Origin of the sequence: Enterobacter sp. R-1.6.2 (assembly GCF_035064085.1) — a bacterium.
GTDB lineage: Bacteria > Pseudomonadota > Gammaproteobacteria > Enterobacterales > Enterobacteriaceae > Enterobacter > Enterobacter asburiae_B.
In genome coordinates this window covers 76,976-90,062 of the sequence record NZ_JASEYI010000020.1, presented here as the reverse complement: position 1 = coordinate 90,062, position 13,087 = coordinate 76,976, and the positions used below count along the sequence as shown (strand labels likewise).

Annotated in this window: 15 protein-coding genes and 1 tRNA gene; 4 read left to right on the top strand and 12 right to left on the bottom strand. The window is 54.6% G+C overall.

Features of this window, described 5'->3' with window-relative positions; genetic code table 11:
• The 3 genes from QMN93_RS19690 to actS form a co-directional block, all read right to left on the bottom strand.
• On the bottom strand, window positions 1-266 hold a 266-nt coding region (locus QMN93_RS19690), incomplete at its 3' end, for a POTRA domain-containing protein (RefSeq protein ID WP_323619895.1).
• Between the two features lie 515 nt (window positions 267-781).
• Window positions 782-855 (bottom strand) — tRNA-Gly (locus QMN93_RS19685).
• Window positions 856-935: 80 nt separating this feature from the next.
• Window positions 936-1,679 (bottom strand): amidase activator ActS, encoded by a 744-nt coding sequence (gene actS / locus QMN93_RS19680; protein WP_064673270.1) that lies wholly within the window; start codon window positions 1,677-1,679, stop codon window positions 936-938.
• 163 nt (window positions 1,680-1,842) lie between these two features.
• On the opposite strand from actS, the gene idi reads away from it, so the two are divergent.
• Window positions 1,843-2,385, top strand: a complete 543-nt coding sequence (idi, locus tag QMN93_RS19675; protein ID WP_033146588.1) for an isopentenyl-diphosphate Delta-isomerase — start codon at window positions 1,843-1,845, stop codon at window positions 2,383-2,385.
• A gap of 38 nt (window positions 2,386-2,423) precedes the next feature.
• Here the strand turns inward: idi and lysS are convergent, their stop codons facing one another.
• From lysS to xerD, 5 genes are all read right to left on the bottom strand, one after another.
• On the bottom strand, window positions 2,424-3,941 hold the full coding sequence (gene lysS, locus QMN93_RS19670; protein ID WP_193139932.1) for a lysine--tRNA ligase: 1,518 nt from the start codon (window positions 3,939-3,941) through the stop codon (window positions 2,424-2,426).
• Window positions 3,942-3,950: 9 nt separating this feature from the next.
• Window positions 3,951-5,049, bottom strand: a protein-coding gene (gene prfB / locus QMN93_RS19665) for a peptide chain release factor 2 (protein ID WP_096151315.1) whose coding sequence is annotated in 2 segments (ribosomal slippage) — window positions 3,951-4,973 and window positions 4,975-5,049 — 1,098 coding nt in all. Because the reading frame shifts where the segments join, the coding sequence is not laid out codon by codon here.
• Window positions 5,050-5,139: 90 nt separating this feature from the next.
• Window positions 5,140-6,873: a single-stranded-DNA-specific exonuclease RecJ gene (recJ, locus tag QMN93_RS19660; RefSeq protein ID WP_069303274.1), complete on the bottom strand. Its 1,734-nt coding sequence runs from the start codon at window positions 6,871-6,873 to the stop codon at window positions 5,140-5,142.
• Between the two features lie 5 nt (window positions 6,874-6,878).
• Window positions 6,879-7,592 (bottom strand): bifunctional protein-disulfide isomerase/oxidoreductase DsbC, encoded by a 714-nt coding sequence (gene dsbC / locus QMN93_RS19655; RefSeq protein WP_047060452.1) that lies wholly within the window; start codon window positions 7,590-7,592, stop codon window positions 6,879-6,881.
• A gap of 28 nt (window positions 7,593-7,620) precedes the next feature.
• A complete protein-coding gene (gene xerD, locus QMN93_RS19650) occupies window positions 7,621-8,517 on the bottom strand; it encodes a site-specific tyrosine recombinase XerD (RefSeq protein WP_023309098.1) in 897 nt (298 codons plus the stop codon).
• Window positions 8,518-8,618: 101 nt separating this feature from the next.
• Between xerD and fldB the strand changes: the two genes are divergently transcribed.
• Entirely contained in the window at window positions 8,619-9,140 is a 522-nt protein-coding gene (gene fldB, locus QMN93_RS19645; RefSeq protein WP_023309099.1) for a flavodoxin FldB, read from the top strand.
• Between the two features lie 6 nt (window positions 9,141-9,146).
• Here the strand turns inward: fldB and QMN93_RS19640 are convergent, their stop codons facing one another.
• Together QMN93_RS19640 and sdhE are read right to left on the bottom strand one after the other, a co-directional pair.
• The gene (locus tag QMN93_RS19640) at window positions 9,147-9,557 is read right to left on the bottom strand and encodes a protein YgfX (RefSeq protein WP_021242050.1); all 411 of its coding nucleotides are present in this window, start codon (window positions 9,555-9,557) and stop codon (window positions 9,147-9,149) included.
• Window positions 9,538-9,804, bottom strand: coding sequence for an FAD assembly factor SdhE (gene sdhE, locus QMN93_RS19635; protein WP_010435322.1), 267 nt, complete (start codon window positions 9,802-9,804; stop codon window positions 9,538-9,540). The genes QMN93_RS19640 and sdhE overlap by 20 nt, the downstream gene beginning before the upstream one ends.
• A gap of 294 nt (window positions 9,805-10,098) precedes the next feature.
• Here sdhE and ygfZ point away from each other — a divergent pair, with 294 nt between their 5' ends.
• Window positions 10,099-11,079: a tRNA-modifying protein YgfZ gene (gene ygfZ, locus QMN93_RS19630; RefSeq protein ID WP_033146590.1), complete on the top strand. Its 981-nt coding sequence runs from the start codon at window positions 10,099-10,101 to the stop codon at window positions 11,077-11,079.
• 74 nt (window positions 11,080-11,153) lie between these two features.
• Here the strand turns inward: ygfZ and QMN93_RS19625 are convergent, their stop codons facing one another.
• The gene (locus QMN93_RS19625; protein ID WP_023309101.1) at window positions 11,154-11,813 is read right to left on the bottom strand and encodes a hemolysin III family protein; all 660 of its coding nucleotides are present in this window, start codon (window positions 11,811-11,813) and stop codon (window positions 11,154-11,156) included.
• Between the two features lie 165 nt (window positions 11,814-11,978).
• Complete coding sequence (yqfB, locus tag QMN93_RS19620) at window positions 11,979-12,290, bottom strand: N(4)-acetylcytidine aminohydrolase (RefSeq protein ID WP_047060448.1); 312 nt, start codon at window positions 12,288-12,290, stop codon at window positions 11,979-11,981.
• Between the two features lie 51 nt (window positions 12,291-12,341).
• On the opposite strand from yqfB, the gene QMN93_RS19615 reads away from it, so the two are divergent.
• The gene (locus QMN93_RS19615) at window positions 12,342-13,073 is read left to right on the top strand and encodes a MurR/RpiR family transcriptional regulator (protein ID WP_032660101.1); all 732 of its coding nucleotides are present in this window, start codon (window positions 12,342-12,344) and stop codon (window positions 13,071-13,073) included.
• The last annotated feature ends 14 nt before the right edge of the window (window positions 13,074-13,087 follow it).

Genomic DNA, 13,087 nt, shown 5'->3' with positions numbered 1-13,087 from the left:
CTGATATACCAGTCAGAAATACGGGCGAGAAGCTCCGTTATTTTCGCCATATCCAGACACCGGCCCTGCCACGGCGCGACAAGGGCCTGCCGGGTTTTCGGGGAAATGAGGGTCGTGCCGGAAAGGGTAATGGTATCAATGGTGAAGCAGGGCCCGGTGCCGGCTGCAGGCAGAGGCCTGTCAGGCGCCGGGCGAGGAATACTCCGCTCCAGCTCTTCACGCTGTTGCTGGTACTTTAATAACAGTTCCTCCTGCTGCTGACGCACGGTGTCCCGGTCAGCAGGAGTAAGGGGGGCTGCATGGCTCAGAGAGCAAAAAAATAACGAGCAAAAAAAGACGGCTTTGCTGTAATAGCGCATATAAAAGGATAATATTTTTTGGTTTTCTTAATTATGCCAGCTCCGACGCAATAGAGAATAGTCTCAAAAAGAGGGCTACTATAATTAGTAGTAATATTTGCGTTAAGTCTAAAAAAATAAAAATCCGTGATAAAGAAGAGTGTAGTTTCTGAAAGCTTTATTATTCGATCATGGTTCCTTCTTTCACAAAATATTAACTAACCTTCCCAACAATGAGATGTAAACGTCAGCGAGTAGTGCTGATTAAATTACCCGTCGTACTCATCGTGCTGCAAACTCTGATGGAGTCTGATAATTCAGTGCTGAATATGGGGCTCGCGCGATAACGTCTTTGAAGTTATCAATCAACAGCATGACGATATCTGTATGGGAAAGCGTGGACAGGATAAAAACAGGCAAAGGAAGATAACATCAGGAAAAGCTGGAGCGGGCGAAGGGAATCGAACCCTCGTATAGAGCTTGGGAAGCTCTCGTTCTACCATTGAACTACGCCCGCTTTGAGGTGCGTATGGCATTATAGACCTTACGCACCTTCATACAAGCCTCTTAACAACTAACCGGCGATAAAATAATCACTTAGCACTTCGGTTTGCTGCCGGGCACAGGCAGATAACGCTGCGGATCGATGGCCGTCGCCTTATAGCGAATCTGGAAATGCAGCTTCACCGCATCCGTACCGGTGCTGCCCATGGTGGCAATTTTCTGCCCGGCTTTGACGTTCTGCCCGTTGTTGACCAGCATCGTGTCGTTGTGCGCATAGGCCGTGATGTAGTCTTCGCCATGCTTAATCATGATCAGGTTACCGTAGCCGCGCAGCTGGTTACCCACGTAAACCACCTTCCCGGCCCCGGAGGCATAAACCGGCGTACCGCGTGCAGCGGCGATATCAATACCCTTGTTGCCACCTTCAGAAAGTGAGTAAGGGGCGACCACTTTACCGCTGGCAGGCCAAATCCAGCAGCGCTGTCCAACCGGCGGCCATGATGATTGCGGCACCTGATAGGACGGCGTCACTTTGGCGGTTTTGCCTTTCGAAGAGGATTTTTTGCCCGAGGACGATCCGCCGCTAACCTTCAGCTGCTGCCCCACCTCGATGGTGTAGGGCGGAGAGAGGTTATTCAGCCGCGCCAGATCCTTCACGCTGGTCCCCGTTGCGCGCGAAATCCGGTACAGCGTATCCCCGCGCTTAACGGTATAGACCGAACCGGAATAGCTGCCCATATCCGAAGATTTGCTCCCTGAACAGCCCGCCAGCAATAGCGTCAGCGTCAGGCAAAAAATGGCGGTGATGGGGTTTCTCGTCAGGCTTCCTGCAAACAAAACAGATCCTCGGTCAGCGTGAATGGCGCACTATGATAACAGCCAAAACGAATATGGGTCATGCCCTTTTCCGCTCTACGCGCCAAACCGTTCGTATAAGAATGCAGTATAATGTCCCGGCTGATGGTGCTGAACCACTCGGCATTTTGGCACTGGAGCATCAATGAGTATTCAAGAACACGTTATTTTGGTAAACGACCAGGGAATGGTGATTGGCACTCAGGAAAAATATGCCGCACACACCTTACATACCCCGCTGCATCTGGCTTTCTCTTCCTGGCTTTTTAACGCAAACGGCGAATGTCTGATCACCCGGCGCGCCTTAACCAAAAAAGCCTGGCCCGGCGTCTGGACCAACTCCGTCTGCGGCCACCCGCAGTCCGGCGAAGAGACGATACAGGCGATAATCCGCCGCTGCCGCTTTGAAGTGGGCGCTGAGCTGACCGACATCACCGCCGTCGCCCCTGAATTTCGCTATCGGGAAACCGACCCGTCGGGGATTGTGGAAAACGAAATTTGCCCTGTATTCGCGGCCCGCATCACCAATGACGTGACGATAAACGAAGATGAAGTGATGGACTATCAGTGGGTTGAGCTGGACGCGTTATTCCGCGCGCTGGACGCGACGCCCTGGGCCTTTAGCCCGTGGATGGTCATGGAAGCGACAACCGCCCGCGAAAAACTCAAAGCCTTCGCGGCGCAATAAAAAAGCCCCTTTCGGGGCTTTTTTTACATCTTAACGCCTTATTTCACCGGGCGCATCGCCGGGAACAGGATCACGTCGCGGATGGTGTGGCTGTTGGTGAACAGCATGACCATACGGTCGATACCAATCCCCAGGCCCGCCGTTGGTGGCAGACCGTGCTCCAGCGCGGTCACGTAGTCTTCGTCGAAGAACATCGCTTCGTCGTCGCCTGCCGCTTTCGCGTCAACCTGATCCTGGAAGCGCTGAGCCTGGTCTTCCGCATCGTTCAGCTCGCTAAAGCCGTTGCCGATTTCGCGGCCGCCGATGAAGAATTCGAAGCGATCGGTGATTTCCGGGTTCTCGTCATTACGACGCGCCAGCGGAGAGACTTCAGCCGGGTATTCGGTGATGAAGGTCGGCTGAATCAGGTGCGCTTCGGCCACTTCTTCGAAGATCTCGGTCACGATACGGCCCAGACCCCAGCTCTTCTCAACCTTGATACCGATGCTTTCCGCGATCGCTTTCGCAGAATCGAAGTTATCCAGGTCCGCCATATTGGTTTCCGGACGGTATTTCTTGATCGCTTCGCGCATGGTCAGTTTTTCGAACGGCTTGCCGAAGTCGAAGACTTCTTCACCGTATGGAACCTGCGTGGTGCCCAGAATGTCCTGCGCCAGGGTGCGGAACAGGGATTCGGTCAGCTCGATCAGATCTTTGTAATCCGCATACGCCATATAGAGTTCCATCATGGTGAACTCTGGGTTATGACGAACGGAGATACCTTCGTTACGGAAGTTACGGTTGATTTCGAACACGCGGTCGAAACCACCGACCACCAGACGCTTCAGGTACAGTTCCGGCGCGATGCGCAGGTACATGTCCAGGTCCAGGGCGTTATGATGGGTGATGAACGGACGCGCAGACGCGCCGCCAGGGATCACCTGCATCATTGGGGTTTCCACTTCCATAAAGTCGCGGTTGACCATGAACTGGCGGATACCGGCCATGATCTGGGAGCGAATTTTGAAGGTCTTACGGGATTCATCGTTAGAGATGAGATCCAGGTAGCGCTGACGATAGCGCGCTTCCTGATCCTGCAGGCCGTGGAATTTGTCCGGCAGCGGGCGCAGGGCTTTGGTCAGCAGACGCAGCTCGGTGCAGTGGATAGACAGTTCACCGGTTTTGGTTTTGAACAGTTTACCTTTCGCGCCCAGGATATCGCCCAGGTCCCACTTCTTGAACTGCTCGTTGTAGATGCCTTCCGGCAGGTCGTCACGGGAAACGTACAGCTGAATACGGCCACCAACGTCCTGCAAGGTCACGAAGGAGGCTTTACCCATGATACGACGGGTCATCATGCGGCCTGCAACGGCCACTTCAACGTTCAGCGCTTCCAGCTCTTCGTTCTCTTTAGCGTTGAAGTCAGCGTGCAGTTGGTCTGAGGTATGGTCACGACGAAAATCGTTCGGGAACGGCACGCCCTGCTCGCGCAGCGCTGCCAGCTTCTCGCGGCGGGTTTTCAGTTCGTTGTTAAGATCGACTACCGCGTCAGCGCCCTGTGCTTGTTGTTCAGACATGTTGGTTCCTCATAACCCTGCTTTCAAACTTGCTTCGATAAATTGGTCCAGGCTGCCGTCCAGCACCGCCTGCGTGTTGCGGGTTTCAACCCCGGTACGCAGGTCTTTGATGCGGGAGTCATCAAGGACGTAAGAACGGATCTGGCTGCCCCAACCGATGTCGGACTTGTTGTCTTCCATCGCCTGTTTCTCAGCATTTTTCTTCTGCATCTCCAGCTCATAAAGCTTCGCTTTCATCTGCTTCATGGCCTGGTCTTTGTTCTTATGCTGGGAACGGTCGTTCTGGCACTGTGTTACCAGCCCGGTAGGAATGTGGGTAATACGCACCGCCGATTCCGTACGGTTAACGTGCTGACCACCCGCGCCGGATGCGCGATAAACGTCGATACGCAGGTCCGCCGGGTTAATTTCGATATCAATATCTTCATCAACTTCCGGGTAAACAAACGCGGAGCTGAAGGAGGTATGACGGCGGCCACCGGAGTCGAACGGGCTCTTACGCACCAGGCGGTGAACGCCGGTTTCGGTACGCAGCCAGCCGTAGGCGTAATCGCCAATGATCTTGATGGTGACGGATTTCAGACCCGCAACTTCACCTTCAGACTCTTCGATAATTTCGGTTTTGAAGCCGCGCGCTTCTGCCCAACGCAGGTACATACGCGTCAGCATGCTGGCCCAGTCCTGCGCTTCGGTGCCGCCAGAACCCGCCTGAATATCGAGATAGCAGTCAGCGCTGTCGTATTCGCCGGAGAACATACGACGGAACTCAAGCTGCGCCAGCTTCTCTTCCAGCACATCGAGTTCTGCCACGGCTTCGTTAAAGGTTTCTTCGTCGTCGGCTTCGACGGCCAGCTCCAGCAAACCGGAAACATCTTCCAGCCCCTGGGCCATTTGATCCAGCGTATCTACGATAGCTTCGAGAGAGGAACGCTCTTTACCCAGCGCCTGTGCGCGTTCAGGTTCGTTCCAGACGTCCGGCTGTTCCAGCTCGGCGTTTACTTCTTCAAGACGCTCTTTCTTGGCATCGTAGTCAAAGATACCCCCTAAGAACGTCAGAGCGCTCCGTGAGGTCCTGAATACGGTTTTTTACCGGATTAATTTCAAACATGGTCTGTTTTCTTTTATGGACTTGTCAAAATGCGGTGATAAGAGCGGGATTGTACCGAATCCACGCCCTTTTTTATAGAGATTACTGCCGCTAAATTGGCCAGATATTGTCGATGATGATCTGCAGGGTGCGGTTACCGCGAAACTCGTTGATGTCCAGTTTGTACGCCAGCTCGACCTCGCGCACGCCGTTGTCCGGCCATACCGCCGTGTCAACGTTGAAGGCAATGCCGTCCAGCAGCGGTCCACCGCCCATGGGCTCGACCATCACTTTCAGATGACGTTCGCCGACGATGCGCTGCTGCAGCAGACGGAAACGACCGTCAAACAGCGGTTCCGGGAACATCTGCCCCCACGGACCGGCATCGCGGAGCATTTGGGCCACGTCCATCGTCATCTCAAGCGGTGAAAGCTCGCCATCGGACACCACTTCCCCCTGCAGCAGGGCCGGGTCAATCCAGTCGGTGACAAGCTCACCAAACAGACGCTGAAACTCGTCGAATTTCGCCTCTTCCAGAGACAGGCCAGCCGCCATCGCATGGCCGCCGAACTTGATCATCAGACCCGGATACAGCGTATCGAGACGTTCCAGCGCGTCGCGCATGTGCAGCCCCTGGATTGAGCGGCCCGAGCCTTTCAGCGTGCCGTCACCCGCGGGGGCGAATGCGATCACCGGCCGGTGGAAACGTTCTTTAATACGCGACGCCAGAATGCCCACCACGCCCTGATGCCACTCGGGATGGTACATCGCCAGGCCGCCCGGCAGCGTATCGCCGCTACGTTCAAGCTTTTCGCACAGGGTCAGCGCTTCGGCCTGCATCCCCTGCTCAATCTCTTTGCGTGTCTGGTTCAGCGCGTCCAGCTCGTTGGCCAGCACGCGCGCTTCACCGATGTTGTCGCACAGCAGCAGCGCCACGCCGACGGACATATCGTCCAGCCTTCCGGCTGCGTTAAGACGCGGCCCGAGAGCAAAGCCCAGGTCGCTGGCCGCCAGCTTGAGCGGATCGCGGTTGGCGATCTCCAGCAACGCCTTGATCCCCGGACGGCACTTGCCCGCCCGAATGCGGCTTAGGCCCTGCCAGGTCAAAATGCGGTTATTGGTATCGAGGGGCACCACATCCGCGACGGTGCCCAGCGCCACCAGATCGAGATATTCGGCCAGGTTCGGTACGGCAATACCGCGAGAGTCGAACCAGCCCTTATCGCGCAGCAGGGTCCGTAACGCCAGCATCAGATAAAACGCTACGCCCACGCCTGCGAGGGATTTCGACGGGAAATCGCAGTCGCGCAGGTTGGGGTTAATAATCGCTTCCGCATCCGGCAGCGTTTCGCCCGGCAGGTGGTGATCGGTGACCAGCACCGGGATCCCCAACGCGTGAGCATGATCGACGCCCGCATGGGAGGAGATCCCGTTATCGACGGTCATGATCATCTGTGCACCACGGGCGTGGGCCTGATCGACCACTTCCGGGCTGAGGCCATAGCCGTCTTCAAAACGGTTCGGTACCAGATACGTGACGTTATCGCAGCCCAGCGCGCGCAGGCTGAGCACGCTCAGCGCGGTGCTGGTTGCGCCGTCGGCGTCGAAATCGCCCACCACCACAATCCGCGTTCCCTCTCGAAGCGCGTTGTAGAGCATTTCGGTGGCTTTTTCGATACCGCTCAGCTGCTGCCAGGGCAGCATCCCTTTCACGCTGCGTTCAAGATCCTCAGCGCGACGCACGCCGCGGCTGGCGTAGAGACGCTTAAGCAGCGCCGGGAGATCGTCCGGTAAATCAACGGGTTCAACCGCCTCGCGGCGGCGCAATTTTATCGGGGCTTTCACGCGGATTATTTACCACCAAACTGTTTCTGGTGCGCGTCGAGGAACTCTTTCATCTCTTTTGGTCCCTGATAGCCCGGAACAACATAGCCGTTGCTCAGGACAATCGCTGGCGTACCGCTCACGCCAAACTGCACGCCGAGCGCATAGTGGTTAGCGATATCAATGTCGCAGGAGGCCGGCTTAACGTCTTTGCCGTTCATCGCGTCGTCAAACGCTTTGTTGCGGTCTTTCGCACACCAGATAGCCTTCATGTCCTGCTCTGGCTGGCTCTGCACGCCCGCGCGCGGGAAGGCCAGGTAACGCACGGTAATGCCTAGCGCGTTATAGTCTTTCATCTCTTCATGCAGCTTGTGGCAGTAGCCGCAGGTGATGTCGGTGAAGACGGTAATAACGTGTTTTTCCTGCGCCGCTTTATAGACGATCATCTCTTTTTCGAGCGCGTTCAGGTTTTTCATCAGCAGCTGGTTGGTGACGTTCACCGGCTGCGCGCCGCTGACGTCGTACATTGGCCCCTGAATAATGTGTTTGCCGTCTTCGGTGACGTACAGCACGCCGCTGTTGGTCAGTACCGTTTTCATGCCGGCAACCGGTGCAGGCTGAATATCGCTGCCGGTGACGCCAAGCTTAGCCAGCGACTGTTTGATGGCGGCGTCGTCCGCATGGGCGAAACCGGTAAATGAGGCTGCCAGCAGGGTGAACAGCGCGAAAGACTTTTTCATATGTGATCCTGTTACAATTCGTCGGCACTCACGCACGAGGGTGGTGCTGTTGGTGTAGCTGCCGCAGGCGTTCCGTCGCGACATGGGTATAAATTTGCGTCGTGGAAAGATCGCTGTGGCCCAGCAGCATCTGCACCACGCGTAAATCAGCGCCGTGGTTTAACAGATGCGTCGCGAAGGCGTGACGCAATACGTGCGGCGAAAGCTTTTCACTGTCGATACCCGCCAGTGTGGCGTAATGCTTGATGCGATGCCAGAACGTTTGCCGCGTCATCTGCTGGGCGCGCTGGCTCGGAAACAGGACGTCGATAGACGTACCATTGAGCAGCCACGGACGACCATGCTCCAGGTACGTTTCCAGCCAGTAAACCGCCTCTTCACCCAGCGGAACCAGCCTTTCCTTATTTCCTTTACCGATGACGCGCACCACGCCCTGACGCAGGCTGATGTCGCTCATCGTCAGGCCAACCAGTTCCGAAACGCGCAAGCCGGTAGCATACAATAGCTCAAGCATGGCTTTATCGCGTAACTCCAGCGGCAGGTCAACAGCCGGTGACTGTAATAATCTCTCAACTTGTGCTTCGCTGAGATCTTTTGGCAGCCGCTGCGGAAGCTTAGGGGAAGCCAGCAGCGCGCTGGGATCGTCTTCGCGAATCTTCTCACGGTAGAGATGCTGGAACAGCCGACGCATGGCGCTAAGCAAACGCGCGGAACTGGTGGCTTTGTAGCCCCCTGCGATACGTTCCCCAAGCAGCGCCTGCAGGTCGTCACGCTGCGCGCTCGCAAGGGATAACCCCCGGTGCGCAAGCCACTCCACCAGCATGGTGAGATCGCGACGGTAGGCGCTGAGGGTATTCTCGGCCAGATTTTTCTCCAGCCACAGCGCGTCGAGAAACTGTTCGATCAGTGCGAGATCCTTTTCCACATCAGCCCCTTTGATTCTGCAGTCAGGCCATTATGCCTGATTGCGACCGGTTTCTGGTACACTACGCGCATAGTCAAAGCAAGAATTGAGATAGTTACGCGATGAATATTGGTCTGTTCTATGGTTCCAGCACCTGCTACACCGAAATGGCGGCAGAGAAAATTCGCGACATCATTGGCCCGGAACTGGTGACGTTGCATAACCTGAAAGATGACGCGGTCGCGCTGATGGAACAGTACGATGTCCTGATCCTTGGCATCCCAACCTGGGATTTTGGTGAGATACAGGAAGACTGGGAAGCCATCTGGGATCAACTCGACTCGGTCAATCTCGACGGCAAAATCATTGCCATGTACGGCATGGGGGATCAGCTGGGCTACGGGGAATGGTTCCTGGACGCGCTCGGCATGCTGCATGACAAGTTGGCGCCGAAAGGAGTGTCGTTTATCGGCTACTGGCCAACCGAAGGTTACGAGTTCACCAGTAAAAAACCGATTATTGCCGACGGCGAACTGTTTGTTGGACTCGCGCTGGATGAAACCAACCAGTACGATCTCAGCGATGAGCGCCTGCAAAGCTGGTGCGAGCAGATTCTGGGCGAAATGGCTGAAAAGTTTAGCTAACGCGCATTACCCCTGCGTCGTCTGTTGCAACAGCATCCGGCGCAGGTCCCGCCACTCGGCAGCATCCATACTATCAGCCGCCAGCCACAGATGCTGGCAACGCCCGCCGTCCACCTTGCGTAACCGTAACATCATGCCGCAGTTGAGCATCCAGGGCATACCGAGAATATCCCACTCTTTACCCTGCCAGCGCAGGCGGGAATCCATCAGTAATTTAATCTCTCCCTGACGGGCATTAATGCGACGCTGGCTGCGTACGCTGTCAAAAACGACAAACGACAGTAACAGCAGCCACAGCGGCGTATAGCTCAGCGGCCACGGCATCAGCAAAACAAAGGCCGCAACCAGGCCGTGGAGCAATAAAGACATCCACTGCGAGCGCCACGAGACGCGAAGATCAGATTGCCACAGGACCACGTTCCCGATTCCGTGTTTGAATTAATTGCACCATCCGTTGCAACTCGGTGTCGGCGGGTTTGCCGTGGTTCATCAGCCAGTTGAATAAATCCGGATCGTCAGACTCAAGCAGGCGAACAAACAGACGCTTATCATCATCGCTTAAGCTGTCATACTCATATTCGAAGAAAGGCATGATGGAAATATCAAGTTCACGCATGCCGCGACGGCACGCCCAGTGAATACGGGCCTTGTTGTTAATATCCATGTTCAGTTTCCTGCATTACGTTTGGCACAGTCGGCACCCCGTTCAGTGTTCTTTATTTCTCTACGGGGACACCAGCTAGTGTAACGTGTTTTTGACCGTTTCATTACTGGAATATTGCGATCGCCGAGCAGGCTTCCAGAATAATCCCTACAAAGACAGCGGATTACATTATTTTGCGTAGCGCTACGCATAACCGGTTTAGGGCACAAATGGTCTGCTGAAAGCGCTTGCATTGCCTGCAGGCTCTTTTACCATTAGGCATTATCAAAGCGTTAAGCAATTCAGGATATCGTTATGGCATTTACACCATTTTCTCCTCGCCAGCCCGCCGCCTCTGCGCGTCTGCCGCTGACGCTTATTTCTCTTGATGACTGGGCGCTGGCAACGCTCAGCGGTGCCGACGCCGAAAAATATCTGCAGGGTCAGGTGACCGCCGACGTCAGCCAGATGACCGAACACCAGCACCTGCTGGCCGCGCATTGCGACCCAAAAGGCAAAATGTGGAGCAACCTGCGACTCTTCCGCCGTCAGGACGGCTTTGCCTTTATTGAGCGCCGCAGCCTGCAAGAGGCCCAGCTCAAAGAGCTGAAGAAATACGCGGTCTTCTCCAAAGTCACTATCGCCCCGGACGACGAACATGTCCTGCTGGGAGTGGCCGGTTTTCAGGCGCGTGCGGCGCTGAAAAATCTCTTCAGCGAACTGCCGGATGCAGAAAAGCAGGTGGTCAGCGAAGGCGCGACCTCCATCCTGTGGTTTGAACACCCGGCGGAGCGTTTCCTGTTAGTCACGGATGCGGCAACAGCCGAACGCGTGACCGAAGCGCTGCGCGGCGAAGCGCAGCTCAACAACAGTCAGCAGTGGCTGGCGCTGAACATCGAAGCGGGTCTGCCGGTGATTGACGCAGCAAACAGCGCGCAGTTTATTCCTCAGGCAACGAACCTGCAGGCGCTGGGGGGTATCAGCTTTAAAAAGGGCTGTTACACCGGCCAGGAGATGGTGGCGCGTGCAAAATTCCGCGGCGCAAACAAACGTGCGCTGTGGACGCTGGCGGGCCATGCCAGCCGTGTACCTGAAGCGGGTGAAGACTTAGAGCTGAAGATGGGTGATAACTGGCGCCGCACCGGCACCGTGTTAGCCGCCGTACAGCTGGATGATGGACGTCTTTTGGTACAGGCCGTCATGAACAACGACATGGAAGCCGACAGCGTGTTTCGCGTGCGTGACGATGCGAACACGCTGAGCATCGAGCCGTTGCCATATTCGTTAGAAGAGTAATCGTATCCAGGTGCCCTCCCTCTCCCTGTGGGAGAGGGCCGGGGAGAGGGCAACCGCCCGCACGGTGGAAAAAACTACACCTGCCCCACGTACAAATAGATCGCCAAAAAGTGGCATACGCTGCCGCCCAGCACAAAGCCGTGCCAGATGGCATGGTTGTACGGGATGCGTTTGCAGACGTAGAAAATCACGCCGAGCGAGTACACCACGCCGCCTAAGGCCAGAAGCGTTACGCCTCCTACCGACAGTTTGACCGCCAGTTGATACACCACAATCAGCGACAGCCAGCCCATTGTCAGATAGGTGACCAGTGACAGCACCTTAAACCGGTGCGCGATGGTCAGCTTAAACAGGATCCCCAGCAGTGCCAGGCTCCAGATAACAATCATCAGGCCACGCGACAGCGGTGAGTTAAGCCCCACCAGCAAAAACGGTGTGTAAGTGCCTGCAATCAGAAGATAGATAGCACAGTGGTCAAATTTCTTGAGCCACATCTTGGCCCGCTGATGCGGGATCGCGTGATACAGCGTCGACGCCAGGAACAGCAGGATCATACTCCCGCCATACAGGCTGTAGCTGGTAATGGCCATCGCGCTGGCATTGGCGTCCACCGCCTGCACCAGCAATAACACTAAACCGACAATCCCAAACACCAGGCCAATGCCGTGGCTGATGCTGTTGGCTACTTCCTCAGCCAGCGAATATCCCTGTGCGATTAATGGTCTGCTCACCATACAAAACTCCGGGAAAACAAAAGATGATTATTCATCGCATAACTATGCTAACTGAGAATGATTCCAGTGAACACCTGTTAGCTAAAATAAAGTTAAACATAACGTTTCTAAATTACAATCAGACAGTTACACTTTAATTTCAGCAAACGTGCGTTTCGATTTCAATTATAAACATTTAAAATCAATTACATAAAACTGGTTCTGCCTGGGGTAGATCTCTGCGATCACGCTTTTCAATTCATCCAGGGTCATGTTCTCCTGTTCAGCATGTTTTTGCGTCAATGTGTCGAACGTAACGGTTGACGTTCCTGTTACTTCAATGGTGCAAAAATAACCATCATCCTCATAACGCCCCACCCGCAGGATATCGCCGGTTTTGAAATGGGATTCACTTTTATCCCGGATAGTGATGGTTTTACGCCCGGCCAGGATGTCGTCCTGAAAGCGCTGAAAAAAAGTGATGTCGTTTGGCTGCATGTTATTATTCCCTGAAGAAAAGTCTGATGAGTGAGTGTAGCCATTGTGAGCATGTTCTCCCATTCCGCCATTGCCAGTCTCAATAACCTGGAGATGATGGTCTACAACTATGTCATAAAAAATCGTGACAAAGTGATGTACATGACCATCCGCGAGCTGGCGGATGCGGCAGACGTCTCAACCACGACTATCCTGCGCTTTTGCCGCAAGCTTAACTGCGAAGGGTATTCTGAATTTCGGGTGCGCTTTAAGCTTTATCTTGAACAGAACGAGCCCCAGCAGGCGAATTTCGGTGCCAGCGAAATTATCAGCTTTTTTAAAAGCGTGAATAATGAAGAGTTCGATGCGTTATTAGATAAGGCGGTTGATATTATTTTATCGTCAGAGCGAATTATATTTGTCGGTGCCGGAACATCGGGTTCGCTGGCAAAATATGGCGCACGCTTCTTTTCTAATATCGGGAAATTCAGTAACCATATTGATGACCCTTATTTCCCGGTCACCAATGATATGGCGAAAAATGCTCTGGCGATTGTGCTCTCCGTCTCGGGCGAGACCGAGGAGATCCTGCGCTTCGCCAGCCAGTTCAGCCTGCATCACTGCAAGGTGCTCTCTATTACCAGCCACGAGCACTCGCGTCTCGCAAAACTGGCGGACTTTAATCTATCCTGGCATGTTCCTCAGACGCGTATTGCAGGCGTCTATGACATCACCACGCAAATTCCCGTCATTTATATTCTGGAATCTCTCGGACGTAAACTGGCGAAGAAACTCACAGAATAAAACACCCTGTTTTT

Excerpts from the sequence above, each read along its gene's own strand:
- idi (WP_033146588.1), top strand. The coding sequence starts at position 1,843 with ATGAGTATTCAAGAACACGTTATTTTGGTAAACGACCAGGGAATGGTG.
- lysS (WP_193139932.1), bottom strand. The coding sequence starts at position 3,941 with ATGTCTGAACAACAAGCACAGGGCGCTGACGCGGTAGTCGATCTTAAC.
- dsbC (WP_047060452.1), bottom strand. The coding sequence starts at position 7,592 with ATGAAAAAGTCTTTCGCGCTGTTCACCCTGCTGGCAGCCTCATTTACC.
- fldB (WP_023309099.1), top strand. The coding sequence starts at position 8,619 with ATGAATATTGGTCTGTTCTATGGTTCCAGCACCTGCTACACCGAAATG.
- sdhE (WP_010435322.1), bottom strand. The coding sequence starts at position 9,804 with ATGGATATTAACAACAAGGCCCGTATTCACTGGGCGTGCCGTCGCGGC.
- ygfZ (WP_033146590.1), top strand. The coding sequence starts at position 10,099 with ATGGCATTTACACCATTTTCTCCTCGCCAGCCCGCCGCCTCTGCGCGT.
- QMN93_RS19625 (WP_023309101.1), bottom strand. The coding sequence starts at position 11,813 with ATGGTGAGCAGACCATTAATCGCACAGGGATATTCGCTGGCTGAGGAA.
- yqfB (WP_047060448.1), bottom strand. The coding sequence starts at position 12,290 with ATGCAGCCAAACGACATCACTTTTTTTCAGCGCTTTCAGGACGACATC.
- QMN93_RS19615 (WP_032660101.1), top strand. The coding sequence starts at position 12,342 with ATGTTCTCCCATTCCGCCATTGCCAGTCTCAATAACCTGGAGATGATG.